This is a genomic window from Mesorhizobium sp. P2_B5, assembly GCF_056404775.1.
In genome coordinates, this window is record NZ_JBFUDJ010000020.1 from 24,163 (window position 1) to 39,542 (window position 15,380).

20 protein-coding genes are annotated in these 15,380 nt (G+C 57.3%); 11 read left to right on the top strand and 9 right to left on the bottom strand.

The genetic code is table 11. The features are described from left to right. Nucleotides 1-414: 414 nt before the first annotated feature. The 5 genes from AC1D1N_RS31675 to AC1D1N_RS31695 all read left to right on the top strand — a co-directional run bounded on the left by AC1D1N_RS31675 (nt 415) and on the right by AC1D1N_RS31695 (nt 3,753). Entirely contained in the window at nt 415-912 is a 498-nt protein-coding gene (locus AC1D1N_RS31675) for a YidB family protein (RefSeq protein ID WP_436258529.1), read from the top strand. A gap of 79 nt (nt 913-991) precedes the next feature. Further along, a complete protein-coding gene (locus AC1D1N_RS31680; RefSeq protein ID WP_436258530.1) occupies nt 992-1,321 on the top strand; it encodes a DUF4112 domain-containing protein in 330 nt (109 codons plus the stop codon). A 126-nt stretch (nt 1,322-1,447) separates the two neighbouring features. Beyond that, complete coding sequence (locus tag AC1D1N_RS31685) at nt 1,448-1,699, top strand: GlsB/YeaQ/YmgE family stress response membrane protein (RefSeq protein WP_352591637.1); 252 nt, start codon at nt 1,448-1,450, stop codon at nt 1,697-1,699. 381 nt (nt 1,700-2,080) lie between these two features. Further along, nucleotides 2,081-2,557 (top strand): YciE/YciF ferroxidase family protein, encoded by a 477-nt coding sequence (locus AC1D1N_RS31690; RefSeq protein ID WP_352591634.1) that lies wholly within the window; start codon nt 2,081-2,083, stop codon nt 2,555-2,557. 344 nt (nt 2,558-2,901) lie between these two features. Continuing rightward, nucleotides 2,902-3,753 (top strand): PRC-barrel domain-containing protein, encoded by an 852-nt coding sequence (locus tag AC1D1N_RS31695; protein WP_436258531.1) that lies wholly within the window; start codon nt 2,902-2,904, stop codon nt 3,751-3,753. A gap of 115 nt (nt 3,754-3,868) precedes the next feature. Here AC1D1N_RS31695 and AC1D1N_RS31700 read toward each other — a convergent pair whose 3' ends face one another. After that, on the bottom strand, nt 3,869-4,945 hold the full coding sequence (locus tag AC1D1N_RS31700) for a sensor histidine kinase (protein WP_436258532.1): 1,077 nt from the start codon (nt 4,943-4,945) through the stop codon (nt 3,869-3,871). A 1,142-nt stretch (nt 4,946-6,087) separates the two neighbouring features. Here AC1D1N_RS31700 and AC1D1N_RS31705 point away from each other — a divergent pair. The 4 genes from AC1D1N_RS31705 to AC1D1N_RS31720 all read left to right on the top strand — a co-directional run bounded on the left by AC1D1N_RS31705 (nt 6,088) and on the right by AC1D1N_RS31720 (nt 8,365). After that, a complete protein-coding gene (locus AC1D1N_RS31705) occupies nt 6,088-6,948 on the top strand; it encodes an ATP-dependent DNA ligase (protein WP_477353251.1) in 861 nt (286 codons plus the stop codon). Then, a complete protein-coding gene (locus AC1D1N_RS31710) occupies nt 6,945-7,163 on the top strand; it encodes a hypothetical protein (RefSeq protein ID WP_436258533.1) in 219 nt (72 codons plus the stop codon). Before AC1D1N_RS31705 ends, AC1D1N_RS31710 begins: the two co-directional genes overlap by 4 nt. A gap of 452 nt (nt 7,164-7,615) precedes the next feature. Further along, nucleotides 7,616-7,801: a hypothetical protein gene (locus AC1D1N_RS31715; protein WP_162712310.1), complete on the top strand. Its 186-nt coding sequence runs from the start codon at nt 7,616-7,618 to the stop codon at nt 7,799-7,801. A 342-nt stretch (nt 7,802-8,143) separates the two neighbouring features. Beyond that, nucleotides 8,144-8,365 carry a DUF768 domain-containing protein gene (locus tag AC1D1N_RS31720; RefSeq protein ID WP_436258535.1) on the top strand — a complete coding sequence of 74 codons (222 nt, stop codon included), beginning with the start codon at nt 8,144-8,146 and terminating at the stop codon, nt 8,363-8,365. 718 nt (nt 8,366-9,083) lie between these two features. On the opposite strand, the gene AC1D1N_RS31725 is transcribed toward AC1D1N_RS31720, so the two are convergent. The 3 genes from AC1D1N_RS31725 to AC1D1N_RS31735 all read right to left on the bottom strand — a co-directional run bounded on the left by AC1D1N_RS31725 (nt 9,084) and on the right by AC1D1N_RS31735 (nt 10,768). Beyond that, nucleotides 9,084-9,494 carry a response regulator gene (locus AC1D1N_RS31725; protein WP_436258536.1) on the bottom strand — a complete coding sequence of 137 codons (411 nt, stop codon included), beginning with the start codon at nt 9,492-9,494 and terminating at the stop codon, nt 9,084-9,086. A 798-nt stretch (nt 9,495-10,292) separates the two neighbouring features. Further along, nucleotides 10,293-10,520, bottom strand: a complete 228-nt coding sequence (locus AC1D1N_RS31730) for a hypothetical protein (protein WP_352591607.1) — start codon at nt 10,518-10,520, stop codon at nt 10,293-10,295. 35 nt (nt 10,521-10,555) lie between these two features. Further along, nucleotides 10,556-10,768, bottom strand: a complete 213-nt coding sequence (locus AC1D1N_RS31735; RefSeq protein WP_352591604.1) for a DUF3606 domain-containing protein — start codon at nt 10,766-10,768, stop codon at nt 10,556-10,558. 175 nt (nt 10,769-10,943) lie between these two features. Here AC1D1N_RS31735 and AC1D1N_RS31740 point away from each other — a divergent pair, with 175 nt between their 5' ends. Further along, nucleotides 10,944-11,501 carry an ATP-dependent DNA ligase gene (locus tag AC1D1N_RS31740; RefSeq protein ID WP_477353253.1) on the top strand — a complete coding sequence of 186 codons (558 nt, stop codon included), beginning with the start codon at nt 10,944-10,946 and terminating at the stop codon, nt 11,499-11,501. Next, complete coding sequence (locus AC1D1N_RS31745) at nt 11,395-11,760, top strand: hypothetical protein (RefSeq protein ID WP_477353255.1); 366 nt, start codon at nt 11,395-11,397, stop codon at nt 11,758-11,760. The genes AC1D1N_RS31740 and AC1D1N_RS31745 overlap by 107 nt, the downstream gene beginning before the upstream one ends. A 672-nt stretch (nt 11,761-12,432) precedes the next feature. On the opposite strand, the gene AC1D1N_RS31750 is transcribed toward AC1D1N_RS31745, so the two are convergent. The 5 genes from AC1D1N_RS31750 to AC1D1N_RS31770 all read right to left on the bottom strand — a co-directional run bounded on the left by AC1D1N_RS31750 (nt 12,433) and on the right by AC1D1N_RS31770 (nt 14,607). Then, nucleotides 12,433-12,630, bottom strand: a complete 198-nt coding sequence (locus tag AC1D1N_RS31750; protein WP_436258539.1) for a hypothetical protein — start codon at nt 12,628-12,630, stop codon at nt 12,433-12,435. Between the two features lie 375 nt (nt 12,631-13,005). Then, complete coding sequence (locus tag AC1D1N_RS31755; protein ID WP_436258540.1) at nt 13,006-13,320, bottom strand: hypothetical protein; 315 nt, start codon at nt 13,318-13,320, stop codon at nt 13,006-13,008. Between the two features lie 73 nt (nt 13,321-13,393). Continuing rightward, on the bottom strand, nt 13,394-13,696 hold the full coding sequence (locus AC1D1N_RS31760) for a hypothetical protein (protein ID WP_436258541.1): 303 nt from the start codon (nt 13,694-13,696) through the stop codon (nt 13,394-13,396). A gap of 136 nt (nt 13,697-13,832) precedes the next feature. After that, nucleotides 13,833-14,111 carry a TM2 domain-containing protein gene (locus AC1D1N_RS31765; protein ID WP_436258542.1) on the bottom strand — a complete coding sequence of 93 codons (279 nt, stop codon included), beginning with the start codon at nt 14,109-14,111 and terminating at the stop codon, nt 13,833-13,835. 94 nt (nt 14,112-14,205) lie between these two features. Beyond that, the gene (locus AC1D1N_RS31770; protein WP_436258543.1) at nt 14,206-14,607 is read right to left on the bottom strand and encodes a hypothetical protein; all 402 of its coding nucleotides are present in this window, start codon (nt 14,605-14,607) and stop codon (nt 14,206-14,208) included. Nucleotides 14,608-15,380: the final 773 nt, after the last annotated feature.

The following is a 15,380-nucleotide window of genomic DNA, read 5'->3' on the forward strand; positions in this document are numbered from 1 at the left end:
GAGAAGTCCTTTCGTGTCTTCTGCCTGTCGAGGGAAACCGGCATCGACCCCGATCGAGCCCGCGAGCTGATAGCATTGAACGAGATGGTACCGCGTTGGTGAACCGCCGCACGCCGAATGAATCGGCTCCCCCACAAGCTAGGAGGAACGCTGCGCGACAACAAGGAGCCTGATCATCGAATTCACTCGGATGGTGACCTGCCTATATGACGCGGCTCGGCCTGGTAGGTTCCGTGACTCGGCCCAAGGCATTGGGTTCAAGGCTTTAGCGCAAGCGTAGCCTCGTAGCGGCTCTCTCACCTCGGTTGGACGATGCCCGGACAGCGCCGCAACGATACCCAACATTAGATCGCCGCTCGCGGAACTTTTGTGAAGCTGAGCCCTTCCTCCATTTGAACCGTGGAGGAGACCAAAATGGCAAATCTGGGAAGATTGGCGATCGCGATGCTTGGCGTCCTGGCATACCAGAATCGCGACAAGATCGGCGACATGATCCGTAGGGCGGGAGATCGTAATCCAAACGACCCGCAAGGCGGGATTCTGGATCAGATATCGAAAGGCGTGTCGGGGACAGCCCTAGGTGACATCCTCGACCGATTCAGAGGGGCAGGGGCAGGATCGAAGGTCGACTCTTGGGTTGGCACCGGGCCGAACCAGCCTCTCCAGCCAAGCGACGTCGAGGCGGCCATAGACGAAGACACACTCACTTCGCTCTCGATGCAGACGGGTCTTTCACGCGAGGACCTCATCAGCAGGATCACGCGAGATTTGCCCGAAGCAGTCAACAAGATGACGCCAGATGGTAAATTGCCCGCTGAGCCGACGCGAGACTTGGGTGAGACGACCCTGCTTGATGACGTGCCGACGCATAGGCCACAAGCTAAGAATTCAACCGGCCAAGACGATGTCTAGAGCAACAGCTCTCGGCGATTTGATAAATCGCACACGCCCGGCCGCTGAGACGAGCCCGGAGGGCCATCGCGATTCTGAGGTGGCAAGAGCAATTGTCGAGTTGGATTTGTTGGCCGCGTTGCTTGATGCCCGCTGGCGCATTCCAGGAACATCAATTCGTTTTGGACTGGATGCCCTGGTGGGTCTGGTGCCCGTACTCGGAGATGTGGCGACGGGCCTGGTCTCGGCATATATCGTGATGCGAGCCCGAAACTGCGGTGCTGGAAATGGGTTGGTCGCCCGCATGCTGGGGAACGTGCTGCTTGATACGGTAGGGGGAAGCGTTCCTATTCTCGGTTCAATCTTCGATATCTATTTTAAGGCCAACAACCGCAACATCCGACTGCTTCGTCGTCACCTCCAGAGGTAGGCGGACTCTGGCACTTGCCCGGTAACGCGACCTTTCTGAGTGTAGCTCAGTATTCACCCGCGGAACTTTATTGGCTTATGGCACGTTTTCCGCCGAACCAATTTAGGTTCAAGGAAAGGGGAAAATATGGAAAATCCAGGTGTTGGTTGGATAGCTGCTATCGTCATCGGCGGTATCGCCGGCTGGCTCGCCGAGATGTTCATGAAAAGCAATATGGGAGTGCTCATGAACATCATTTTGGGGATCGTTGGCGCCATCGTTGCCAACGTCCTTCTCGGGCTGCTGGGCGTATCTTTGAGCGGCTGGCTTGGCTATCTTGTCGCCGGCTTTATCGGTGCATGCATTTTGATTGCCGTAGCTCGAATGATTAGACGCTGAATCGAGCTTGCACGTTCTTACTCGTGATTGAGGCGCGTGGTCCTAGGGATCACGCGTTTTTCACAACCCTCTTGCGACGCTCAATCCCTCGGGTTCAGGTCTGCTGTCCGAGCCAGCTTTTGAAGCCCTCTCCTGTAGCTCGCTCGCGCAGGGCGAATCTAACCTTGGTGGAGTTGCTGTGCTAGTTGCGGTACACCGCGAGCGCAGCGCTGACCGCATTAATGCTGGGTCTTCGCCTCTGACCACGCAGCAAGCTGTCGCAATTCCCCTATAAGCCAGTGTGACACTTGGGCAGGACGTGCCACGGCCGCGTAAAAGGCACGGAACCTTTAGCCTCGCCCGCTCTTTCACCCGAAGCCAATTCGGGCAAGGAGCATTGTAATGAAAACTCTAGCCGATATTTTCGAGCATACCCTGCAAGACATGTATTACGCGGAGAATGCGATTACCAAGGCCTTGCCGAAGGTGGCTGCGGCCGTGAAGGACGCCAAGCTAAAGAGAGCGGCCGAGGACCATCTCGAGGAGACGAAGGGACAGATCAAGAAACTCGAGCAGGTGTTTAAGTCGATCGGCAAGAAGGCGTCTGGCGAGAAGTGCGATGCGATAGAGGGCCTCATCAAGGAAGCTGACGGACTGATGGAGGAAGCGTCAGGAACGGCCCTCGATTCCGGCCTGCTGGCGGCTTGTCAGGCAGTCGAGCACTATGAGATATCCCGGTACGGCTCGCTGCGGGAATGGGCAAAGGATCTTGGGCATGATGAGGCGCACAAGTTGCTCAGCGAGATCCTCGACCAGGAAAAAGCCACCAACAACAAACTGACGAACCTTGCGGTTACGTCGATTAACAGGACAAATTGATCCTCAGGGCATTCATGGCTGCGAACAGTTGATCCTAGCCTCTGGGGTTGAACATAGCGCCTCTAGGCGCCCGATGGAGTCGGTCGCCTCACTATGCACCTCACGATGATCAAGGCGAGGGTGGAAGGGTGCGCCAGTCTCCGCTCCCAGAAGGTTGCTGCTCCTTAAGATGCTGGGAGTTTGCGGCCTTCCGACGAAATGGGAATGCATTCGGCCGGCGAAAGGAACTGTGTGTCACCAAGCCCGTTGTGAATTGGCAAACGGTGCCGCGTTCGGCCAACGGTTGCAATTAGTTAAGCCGAACGCGGCGTGCATCAACACTTAACGCACGAAGGAAACGTAACATGCTCCGCAAACTTTTGGCTACCACAGCAATTGCCACGCTCCTCACTGCCGGTGTGTGGGCCACGGGAGCCACAGCCGAAGATGCTACAAAGCCCGCAGCAGCGACCACTACAACTGCTGCGCCTGCGACAACGGCGGAAGGATCCCTGGTCACCAAGATCATTGGCGCCGACGTCTACGACAGTGCCGCTGACGACGCCGCGAAGATCGGCGATGTGAAAGACATCGTCATCTCCAATGACGGAAAAGCCAAATATATTGTCATCGGCGTCGGTGGGTTCCTGGGCATTGGGGAAAAGAACGTCGCTTACGATTTCAGCAAGGCCGAATGGGTCGAGAAGAAGGGTGAACGGTGGCTGGTCGCCAAGACCAGCAAGGAAGACCTCACCGCGCAGCCCGACTTCGACCTGAAGGCCTACGACACGACGGCTTCGAATGCCGCCGCGCCGGCCAACAACGAACCTGCAGCTACAACGACCGACAACACAGCAACAGCTGCCATCGACAAGGCGTCGCTGACCGAGCTGCCGGTGGACAAGATCAGCACCAATGACTTTGTCGGCACCACCGTCTACGGCGCTGATGATGCGAAGGTCGGCGAGATTGGCGACGTGGTTCTAAGCACCGACAAGAAGGTTGATGCCGTGATCGTCGACGTCGGCGGCTTTCTCGGTATGGGAGAAAAACAGGTGGCCGTGGGCCTCGAGAAGCTGAAGTTCATGGCCGACAAGGACGGCAATCGCTATCTCTACACCAATTTCACCAAGGCCCAGCTGGAAGCGCAGACCGCTTACGACAAGGGCACGTATGCCCAGAATCGTGACAAACAGCGGATTGTTATCAGTCAATAGTTGGAAGTGGCCCGCGCCTTAACCGGCGCGGACCGTCCATCAAGGTGGTACTTGAAGAGACGGTGGCTACATCTGGCAAACTTTATGCAATGGCTAAAGGACGTAGCGGCATTCCTTAGCCCGTTGCGGCCGATCGCTTGAACATAATCGTAACTTTCGTGCCTTCAGTAGAACTTGACACGACGTCAAAAGAGGCCTTGGCGTTCTCAGTCAATGAACGCGCGATCAGTGCGCCGAGTTTGCCCGGCTTGGGCCAGGTCTCTCCATCAGGTAAACCAACCCCGTTGTCCGCGATTATTATCCGGCAACCGTCACCATCGACAATGCTATGAAGTGTTATAGTTCCGCCTTCTCGTCCCTTAAAGCCATGTTTGAGTGCGTTCGTCAGCAGTTCGTTCACAACCAGCCCGGTCGGCATGGCTACATTGATCGACACCGGATAGGTGTCCACCTTCATGTCTAGCCGTATGCCCTCAACGGCATGCGAGGCCATGACTGCTGAGGCTATCTGGCTTAGATAGATACCCAGATCGACCTCGTCCTTCTGCTCGTCGGCCGATAGCGTCTGATAGAGGATTGCCAGCGCATCAACGCGCCCCGCCAGCCGCTCGAAACGTTTCTGATCAGGCTCCTCTGCGTTGCGGGTCTCCAGCCGGATGAGTGCCGTGATCATCTGAAGATTGTTTTTCACCCGATGCTGGAGCTCGCGCAGCAGAGTATCCTTTTCGCGGACAAGCTCATCAACCGTGGGCGCTGCTCCACCATGGATCGTAACGTCCACAAGGGCAACAAGTCGAAAGCAAGCCTTGCCGTTGTCGTCTACGATCACATTTGAGTATGCATCAACCACGGTCGGTTCGTCGACGCCGCGCTCCAGGCGAAAAGTTCCCACGAAATCGGTTTCTGATACAATGCTGTCAGCCAGCGCACTGTCCTGCTGTTCATGGAGGCCAATCCCGGAAAGCGCTGCCCAGTTTTTGCGTGCCAAGCTGGCGGCTTTCAAACCCGAGAGCTTCTCAAATTCCGGATTGACATAAACGATCCGCTCCTCCGCGTTCATATCAGAAACGGCGATCGCGATCGGCACCTGGTCCAGGAACTTCTTGAATTGTTCGCTTTCCAGGGCGGTGGCGAGGTCAGGCGTATCGAGCAGTTGCTCGACGGCCTCGGCCTTCTCTGAATCGGATGTCATATGCGCGCCTTGATGAAGTGGATCAGATCAATATCAGCGATCGGTCTCATCCGCCACCGTGCGGGGATTCTGGCAACGCTTGTCATCGCGGCTCTGCCATGGAGATGACGCGGCCCGACTGCCGAACACAGGGGAAGGCCAAAGTAGCCGGGCCAAGGCATGGAAAGAGTTCCGCTCCTCCCCAGTCCGACGGACAGCATCGCGCCGGTTGAGCGCGAACGCAAAACTGTAGATCGGACCTCTGTGGACGATTGGAGCCCGCTACCGTCTACCCTCAAGGTCCGAGTGGGCTTTCTTTCGATTGACTGGAACTTCTTTCCGCAGAGACTGTTTTGGCAAACTCGGCCTGTGCTCCCTCGCACGCTCCGAAGACCAGATGTCACCATCCTGGTCGGCGCACCGCGCCTTGACCGAATGCGCGGGCCAATTCCCATCAAGCGTCCTGGTTCGGCCGACGGGAAGGGGGGTGCTTCCTAGTTTCGCCACTACGAAAAGAAAAACCCGCCGACCAAAGTCAGCGGGCCATCCTCCCTCGTACTACGCTAGGGTTCCAAGGATTGGCCCCCAACAACCCGTTGCCCCAGCCAACAACCCGGCGCCCCAGCGCTGACGAAGGTTATATTAGCTTGCCAAAAACTTCGCTGTAGCGAACTGGCAACAGCGGCCAGAATTCGCTAATTGAGCCCTTTGCAACCGCTCAATCGTTCAATGCCAAATCTAACCTCTTCGCTGAGTGGAGAAGGGGTTGGTCCGATAGGCCGTAAGGACTAATTGCCGCAAATGTAAGCTTCGGCGAAACTATCTTGCGACGAGAGAATTCAAACCCTTACCCTCGTCAACCTTAGGCTCGCTGGCCCCTTGGCGGGCTTTTTTGTTTTCCTCAACCCGGTTGAATTCCCCTTTTGGAAACCACGTGCCGTAACCGTTAATTCAACCATTTCTGGTATTTAGATGTGTGTGGAAGCGGCTCCGAACACACTGGGCTGGGTAGGGCGTAGCCTGCCGGAGCCGCCTGCGCAGTCGGTTGGGTGATTTGACCGCGCCGTCCTATTTTGGGACAGCGCGGTCAATGATCCGTTAAAATTTTCCGGAACTAATCAAGCGCATGCTAATTAACTCGCCGGGTTGTGGGTGTGTTGATGCTGCGTTTGAGATTCGTCGATCCTCTGTTGCCGACCTTGGTCGAGAAGCCTCCCGAAGGCGTCGACTGGATTCACGAAGTCAAATTCGACGGTTATCGATCGCAGATTGTGAAGGATGCCGGTGGGGTCCGCGTCTTCACCCGACGTGGCCTCGACTGGACCTCGAAATACCGCGACATAGCGAAGGCTGCCGGCGAACTCGATGAGGTGCAAAGCGCCATCATTGACGGAGAGACCATCGTTCTAAACGATGCCGGATTGTCCGACTTCGCCGCGCTGCGTAAGGCGATTACCCAGCGGCAGCATGATCTGTATTTCGTCGCCTTCGACCTTCTGCACCTCAACGGCCACGATTTGCGAAACATGCCGCTGGAAGACCGGCGCGAGATACTGGCCGCGATGATACCAGAAGGGCGCCGCATCCAATTCAGCCAGTCCCTGCCAGGCGATGCCTCGGCAATCTTCCATCTTGTCGATCAGGCCGGGCTTGAAGGAATGGTTTCGAAGCGCAGGGACAGCGTTTACCGAAGCGGCCAATCGACCAGTTGGCTGAAAGCGAAGTGCTATACGGTCGGCGAATACGACCTGCTCGGCATTGAGCACGAGCCCGGCCAACCGGCCTTTGCCCTTATGGCCGAGCGCAGCACTGGCCGCTATGTCGGCTCTGCCTTCATCAATTCGAGCCGGGAGATCCGCGATCGACTCTGGAAGCGCGTCCAGGAGCAGGCTGGCCCAGCCCCCAAGGGCATGAAGCGACCGTCGACGCAGTGGGTGAAGCCGGGCCTGATCGGCCGTGTGAAGCATTTGCGCGGCGAGGCAGATTTGCGCCATGCTTCGTTACAGGATTTCCGGGAAGAATGAGCAAGCGAGAGGCGGCGATGTCTGGCGCAAAGGTGTCGGCACTGGACGGGGAAATCCTACGAAATGCGTTCCATAAAGCTGTCCTTGAAGAGCAGCTCCCCCAAGATCGATGGCATGACTACGCCTCGCAAATGATCCGCGACTATACCGGTGTAAAGGTGGTGGATGCCGAATTGCTGGATTGGATCACGCGCAAGTGGCCAGCGCCTAGCTAGGCGCTCGGCAGCTAAGGAAGACCGGCGACCTTTCGTTCAAGGATCGTACAACCGACGGTCTGACGTAGGGGAAGCGCATCAGCGGAACCTAATAAACGTCGTCAGCTTATCTTCTGATGAGCACCCGCGGCACTGACTTTTTGTATAAGTGGATTTCGGCCAACGTCCCGAGACCGTCGGCGCCGACATCATCTCAGTTGCCGAACTTACTCAAAAGCTATTCGCCGACGCCAAAGCGATCGGCATCAGCAGTGTTGAGATCGAGGAAGAAACCGGGCGTCACGATCGTGCACCACGATGCCAGCTTAGCTGAGTGAAGCAATCCATGACCAGCGTCTGGGTCGCATTCTGTTTCGTCGGCGTCGTGGTGGCCCTGGTGGTGGTATGGTCGATGAGGTTGTAGCGGCTTAGATAAGCCCGGCTTTAACCGCGAAAGAAAGGACCAGCGAATAATGGCCTTTACTGTCATCTGGTATGGAAGACAGGGCATTGTCGACAAGGAAATGTTCGATGCCGAGAAAGCGGCAAAGGATCACGCTATCGCGATGTTTCAAACCCGGAAGGGCGATGATGGAATCGTGGCCGTTGAAATTCGCAAGGAAAGCGGCGCTGTCGTTTTTAGCCATGCGGAGAATTAGAAGAAATTTTGGCCGCCTACTGCCCGATACGCTGCCGGCTCTGGAACGTAGGTAGTCGACAAAGGGTTGAGCTGACGGGAGTGAAGTTCCCTCAATTCGCCTGCCGCAGTCCAGCCCTGAAAGCGGGATCGACCCGCCGCTGCCATGAATGGGGCGGCGGGTTTACGAGCAGTTAAGGATTAGCGGAACCTAATTTGCTGCCGCAACTTTATCTCCCATGAACGAACGGCCGAACCCCAAAAAACTCGTCCTGGACCCTCAGCCGACTAGCAAAGGGGTGTTGGTGGCAGATGCGGTGCTGCCCTTTGCGTTTTTTGCCCTACTCGCATTTTGGCTCCTTCAATGAGCAAGCGCGGAATCGACTTCCTCGAAAAATGGATCGCGGAGCATCTGCCGAACGCATTCACCGACGATCCGGCGGCAATTACAGACCTTGCCGATCAGGCTATTAAGGCGACGGAAAAAGAGGGCATCAGCCTGGAAGAGATCAGCGAAGAAGTCGGCAGCGTGTTCGACGTCATCTTCGATGCGATGCAGCATCGTGCCGGCGGCGAGGGTGGATGACCGTGCCGAAATCGAAAAGGTTCTGGATCGCTACAGGGATTCTGGCAACGCTCGTCATCGTTGCTCTGGTGCTGTCGCTGTCCTTTGCAGCACTCTCACCTCATTGAATCATGGAAGTGACGCGGCCCGACTGCCGAACACCAGGGGAAGGCCAAAGCAGCCGGGCCAAGGCATGGAAAGAGTTCCGCTCCTCCCCAGCCCGACGCAGCATCGCGCCGCTTGAGCGTGAGCGCAAGGCGGCCCCCTCGAGTCCATACGGAACATTAGTGCTCTCTAACGGTTTAATTCGCCGTGTTCCGAAATCAGGATTGGCTAGGGCGATGGCGGCATTGGCGTTCGATCTCGTTTATTTTTCCGGCCTGACCGCAGACGACATACTAGGCTGCGTCGTTTCGCTGCTGGCGTGTTTGCTGTTATTTAAAGCTATGGCAACAGACCCGCCCTAACCGCCGGTTCCTAGCCGGCAATCGCCATTCCAATGCCGGCCCCAAGGCCGATGCCGAGGTCCATGGCGAGCTTGCCGGCCATATCGAGGGCGAAGGCGCGGACACAAGATTCTAGATCGACACCGCGAATCTGTGAGTCCCCGGTTTGTTCTCGCCCCTAGACCTTATCGACAAGCGGCGCCTTCCGCTTCGGCGCCACATAACTCTCGACCAGGCGGCGAACGTGCTCAATATCGACCGTGACAAGGGGCCCAAGGCTGATCGTCACCTTGTCATCCGCGATGCGCGTGACCTTGCCCGTCAGGTGCAGGCGGCTGCGCATTTAGGAGCGTTGCCAGGGCCGTTATGATCTGAGGCAGGACGAACGGCTTGGTTATCATCACGCTTTCCGGGACGCCCTCAGCGCCCCAGTGAATAGCACTGTCACCGCTCACATAGATCACGGGCAGGGTGGAGTTGGCTTGCCGCAAATGCCTGGCAACGTCCCAGCCCGACTGCCCAGCGCCCAACCGAATATCTGTGACAAGACCTTTGAACTCGTCCGGCTGCGCGTCAAAGGCTGCAATCGCCTCAGCCGCATTATGAGCCGTTACCACTTCGAAGCCAGCTTCCTGCAACGCCGTTTCGACGTCGAGCAGGATAAGTGGCTCGTCTTCAACGACCAGAATCGCCCCAACCATCATTTGTTAATGCCCCAGTCTTGCACTACTACGCGCACAACCGGGTATTCGTTCCAGCCGCTGGGCCGTTCTTCGACCTAATCACAATCCGCTCCAGGCGCCTGAGGCGTTCTAGGCACCTGCAACAGAAATGGCCGGTGCAGGGGTAGATAGGGGTGCAGACAACACCGGCCACTGCGGGACGATAGAGGCCCGCGCGTCGGCCAAGTTAGCGGCATTTTAGCAATCACGCAATTAACCCGATAAGCAAGCCACACTTACGACGAAAAGTAGGTCCCGCCATCCCCCTGGGCTGAAGGGCGGCGGGACCAACAACCGGCGACAAAGGAATTCAATCGACGGTGCTACATAATTCGGACTATGGCCGGGGCGTTCCTGCAATCCGTCTGCTAGGACCTTATTGCCTCGCGATTGGGGACCTTGGTCCATTGGCCATGCGACGTCCGTCGTAACGTAGCTACAAATTAGGTTGTCAGTTGAAGAATTTGCAGCACGCTTACCCCCAGTGATAAGTAAGCAATCGTGGCCCGGCGGGACAGGAACACAATTGGGTGCAGACCATGCCCGGCAAGGGCTGGAACGTGTTGCTGCGCCTCTACGCGCCGCTGGGCCATGGTTCGACAAGACATGGACGTCGGGCGACTTCGAGGAGGTGCGGTGATCACCGCACCGCGCGCCGCTCCTCCCGGTATCAGCCGAAAGACGTCGCGCGGCAACGCCGATCGCTGTTTCGGGCGTCTTGCCGATGTCATCAACCATGTTGGGAATTGCGGGGTTTTCGTTGGCGCCGGCGGTCGCCTCTCACTTCTTGCAATCTGGGATCTTTTTCAATGCATCGTTCGCTTCCGCCTCAGTCTTATATATGGTTTTCGAAAGCTCTATGACGAGGGTTCCGTCTGGCTCCTTCGTGACCACCTCACACTGCTTCGAGACGGCATCCTTAGCGATCCAATATTGCGCCGTGTCTGCAAATACCGGTGCTGGAGACTGAATGAGCAGCGCTGCGGCGATTGCGATTCCGCGTAGCATTTTCTACTCCCTTTGGATCAACAAGCGAGACTGATTTAGGCCCGAAAGCCTGGTTTCACGGACTGATACGAAAGCTTTCTAGCCGCCTGCTCCAAGGTCGTACGATTGTTGCCGCACCTTCGGATCAGGTATCGAGCCTCAGGCATAGTCAGCTGAAATTTCCTCGCGATGCGAGCAACCTCATATGCCTCGTCAACTGATGCGCGGTCGCGGTCGCCATTGTCACCGTTGTTCTTGTCGTCCGTCATGGCCGTATCCTCCTGCTGAAAAGAACCAAAGCCTCGCCCAAAAGTTCCGAATTGCTTATTAGAGACCGCTAATGGAACCGAAACCACTCCGCTATATTGAATCAAATTCGAGTTGCGTGGGGTTCCGATGGGTAAGCCTGCCGGCAGGGTCCGGTTTTCGTTCATTCCTCCAGTGATGCCGACCCTTGTGGAGAAGCCTCCCGAAGGCGACCGATGGATTCACGAGGTGAAGTTCGACGGTTATCGCTCCCAGATCATCACCGACGACGAGGGTGTGCGGATCTTCACCCGGCGCGGGCTCGACTGGACGTCGCAGTATCGTGACCTGGCTAAGGCCGCTGGTGAACTTGGCGTCGAGAGCGCGATCATCGACGGCGAAATGATCGTCTTGAATGAGGCTGGCCTGTCCGACTTCGGCGAGCTGCGCAAGGCGATCACCCGCCGGCAGCATGATCTGTATTTCGTGGCGTTCGATCTTCTCCACCTAAACAGCCACGACCTGCGGGACATGCCGCTGGAGGACCGTCGCGAGATCCTGGCCGAGACGCATCCAATTCAGCGAAGCTCTGCCGGGCACCGGCGCCGCGGTCTTTCACCTTGTCGATCAAGCCGGGCTTGGGGGCGTGGTGTCGAAACGCAAGGACAGCCGGTATCGAAGCGGGACTTCGACAAACTGGCTGAAGGCGAAGTGCCACGCGATCGGCGAGTTCGATCTGCTCGGCGTCGAGCGTGAACCAGGCAAGCCAGCCTTCGCGCTGCTGGCCGAGCGCGGCACCGGCCGCTATGTTGGCTCGGCCTTCATCACCCTGAACCGCGAAATGCGCGAACGGCTTTGGAAGCGCGTCCAGGAGCATGCAGGACCGGCGCCGAAGGGCATGAAGCGGCCGGCAACAAAATGGGTCAAGCCGGGGCTGATCGGACGCGTGAAGCATCTACGCGGCGAGGAGGATCTGCGCCACGCTTCCCTGCAGGATTTTCGGGAGGAGACGTAACGGGTTTCGGTTGTAAACGGCTTCATGAGCACGTCATAATGTAGTGCAACGTTATGGGCACCGAAGGGGATTCCTCCGCGTTCGGTGTTCCCAAGACCTCCTATTTGCCCGGCTTTGACCGGGCAGTCTTTTAGCTCTCAGGGTCGAGCTTTGACCGGATTTCTTGGACGGCGTTCACTATCGCGTCTGCCGTCGTGAGGTCCAGAGCCAAGTCCAGCATGCCTTCGGTTGTCTGAATCGAAAGGATGCCTAGAAGGCCCTTTTCGTCCTCAACCGATGCTGACATGAATTTCTGTCGGCACGAAAGGCAGAGCCTGCATTACGGCGCATCAATCACCTATGTCCATAAGCGGCGACTTTCGCGCAACACGGCAATGATTTCAAGCGGACCAAGACGGCGCTTATTGAATGGCCGGTGCGACCCGGGTCTCTCCTTGGGGGTGCAGGCCGCACCGGTCACTGCGGGTTATGATTGGATCGTCCCTCGGCCGACCGTCGACCCGACCAAACCTGGCTTGACGGAACATTAGCTGTCGCTAAATGTTGAGGCGTGCGGCAGGTGGTGCCCTCCATCGCCTGCCGAAGATCGGGCCTCCGATCGGCCCGCGCTTTCCGCACGAGGCGCGGGCTTCCCGGTTCGCAGAGACCATTCCTGTCAGGCCGGCAACCCATTCAACCTCTCGGAATCGCGTCCTTGCTCGCATCACCGTCCTTGTGCATCTGATCGTCAAGGGCGTCTGCTATCTTGAGTGACAAGCCAGCCACCTTATTTTTGAGCCAACCTGGTGCGTCTGGCGACGCTTGAAGCTTCTTGTTCGCTTCCCTGAACAGCTTGGAGATGCTGCTAAGCGTCAGTTCTTCGTCCGTCACAGTGCGTCTCTAGTTGGGTCGGTTCCGTCCTTGATTTATGGGCATATCAGCAATCGGGCAATTGGCCTTAAGGCTCTACCCAGCCGAATGCAGAGGATTCTGGAGCGAGCGACGGCCTAGTCAAGCTGTCGCTAATTTATGCGAACGGCGCGGGAACAAATTTCCACAATCGCCGTTTTTTGCACCAGCCGGATGCATGCCCCAAGATCCTGTGTTCGGCATGTCCAAGGCCCGCTGCTAACGCCCTGGCAGCGGGCTTTTCAAGCCTAGGGCTTTTTGAGTATCCGCGCTTCGCGCAAGAGCGACGACCAGTTGTATGGTCCAAGGAAGCTAACAAGCTCTATGGCTTGCGCAAGGGTGATCCCGCGGTTGTCGCTACCGACAGGGGTGCTGCAGCCGGTGCTCTAGCAAGAGGGTTAAGACCTCTTCGGTTTTGTCCCGCCGGTGCTTCTCCGCCAAAGCGACTTTATCAGTGCTAAGCCCCAGGGGCATCGATATCACGAGGTCGGTGAGTTGCGGGTTGCACTCGAAAAGGATCGCCCTGGCCAAGAGGTCGGCCGGCTCGCAAAGATCCTTAAATTTGGCAATTCCAGCGCTGAGACAGCCTTCAAACGCATCTCGTTTACTCATGTCGGCAGAGTCCGCAGTGATCGTTGCCACAGCAAGCAGACTGAATGCCACTGCTTTCATGGCTTCCTCTGCCTCACGTCAGCACCGCCGCCATTTCTCGGGGATGAACTCGACGCCGGCAGCAGTTTCGGCATTATCTTCCGTCCCGCATTGCTTGCGGATCGGCGGCACGATCACTCTGTTGAACGGTCACAACGTGACGATAGGTCCGGCCTACCAGAATCATCACACATCCGCTCAGCAAGGCGACGCCGCCGGTTGCCACAACTACAAAAGGCGGCGCGAGATCGGCACTGCTGGCATAACTGGAAGTTAGCTCGTTGAGCAGCCAAGCGTACCCCAGAACGGAAACAATTGGACCGCAAATGAATAGGAATGCGCCGACACGCCCATCGTATGTGAATTCCTGCTCGCTCTGGATTTGGATGTTCGTCATTGTGTGCGCTCCCGAGTGGCTTGCGCAGCCAGTCGTTCGCAGATCGGCCCTCGACCACCTGCTCGTGTCGATCATCGGCATCTGCCCACCAGAGGCGATGAGGACATCCATCCCAAGCTGCCTCCGAACGTCACTCTTATGTCGCGATCATGCCAGGGATCAGGACGGCGTCGACCAGAACCCAGATGCCAAGTGCGACAAGCAGGATCGCTCCGACGCCACCGGCGACCAGCAGCATCCATCCGAAAATGAAAAGCAGCAGTTGCCCAATCGCGCTCCCAGTACGGTCAAAATAGAACCGGTGCGCCCCAAGCCCGCCGAGGAAGAACCACAGCAGATAAGCGACACCAGCCGACTTGGCTTCATTTGTGACGCGCTGTTCGATAAGAATCTGCTCTTGTGTTGACAAGGCCATTGAAAATCTCCCCCGAGAAAGTCCAAGCAGCTCAAAGCATCGCGCTAGTTGAGCGCAAACGCAAGCCGGCTACCCTGGAGGGAGTGCTTTGATATCAGCGTCCCAAGCCCTTCGCCGCTTTCAGCGCGGCTGCGTCGGTGCTTTTCCAGCAACGTGTTGAATACGAAGGCGTCGGACTCATTTGGCAGGTTCGGTGCCGGCGCTGATATTCCAACACACTGGCCATGGTCCCTTCCGGAATTTTGTCCAAGCGACGTCGCTCGGCGAGTTCGCCTTTGTCGACAGCCGGTGGCATTGAGCGCAAGAGACCCAAGAGCTGGGCGCGGCACTCGAGAAGTATAACCTTTTCTATCCGGTCTGCAGGCCAACAAATGTCCTGGAACTCTTTCGTAGCATCACCGATGCAACTCTCATAGATGTGCTGTGGGGTACCGGCGTCGGCGACACCGATGGGCGACGACATGGCAATCGAGAGATACAACGCCGCTTTGATCATTTCCTCAGCCTCACGCCGGCGCCACCGCCATTCTCGGGGATGAACTCGACACCGGCCGCCGTCGCCTACAAGCCTTTGGACACTGCCTACTTTGTCAACCCTAGGGTCTCGGCTAAGCCCGCACCCAAGTACGCAATGAGGATCGCTCCCAGGGGTGGGATCGAACCGAGGACAACGAGCCAGAAGATGGTCCAGAAGATGTGGAAGACCAGCATTCGTTCACCCCTGTTGTTGCGACCGCCAGCGTCGGTCCCGCGCCACTCGAGTTATGCCCATCAGTTCCTTTACAAGCAAGGGTCGACGCTAATGGGGAGTGCTTGACGAAGGGGACGAACAGGAACACCGTCCCAGGCGGAGCGTAGCAACTCCCGCGAATGGCCTTAGCCGGGCCATTGGCACCCAGAGCGTAGGCAGGATTAATCAGCTGTCACCTAGCTGCAAGGCCTTCGTGGAAGCGCACTGACAAGCCGCCGCGCAGAGCGCGCCTAGCACTCAAGCCTGCCATGACATCCAACGGCTTAGTCCTTCAGTCTTAGTTGAGCGATCGCTAATATGCCTGTAGCTTGGGCAGTGCGGGAAACCCGAATACCAAATGTCCCATGGGTAGCATCGGACCAGTTCGCCGCATTATCAGAAGGCTGTCCTAAGTGCTCTCAACTGTATTGCGGGAAAAGCTGGTTTGCGAATGCGGTCGCACCGGGTATTTGAAACTACGAGAAGACGCTCAGCCCCTCAGCGGCACCTGGGAATCCTACAGCTTGGAGGGTTTCGAG